At 45.5% G+C, this 242-nt stretch carries 1 protein-coding gene; it reads left to right on the forward strand.

Going from position 1 to position 242, the window contains the following annotated elements:
* Positions 1-242: radical SAM protein (locus tag AC6UDE_RS07140; RefSeq protein WP_500697054.1), on the forward strand; the 242-nt coding region annotated here is incomplete at both ends.

The raw sequence follows: 242 nt of genomic DNA on the forward strand, positions 1-242 counted from the left end.
GGTTTTAACCATGATGAAACGTAATCATACCGCACTTGAGTATAAATCGATTATCCGCAAGTTACGCAAAGTGCGGCCTGAAATTCAAATCAGTTCCGATTTTATCATCGGCTTCCCAGGCGAAACTCAAGAGGATTTCCAACAAACGATGGATCTCTTCGCGCAAGTGAATTTCGATATGAGCTTCAGCTTTATCTATTCCGCCCGTCCAGGAACTCCTGCCGCTGATATGCCGGATGACG

Source organism: Fructilactobacillus sp. X2R5C3 (genome assembly GCF_059901325.1).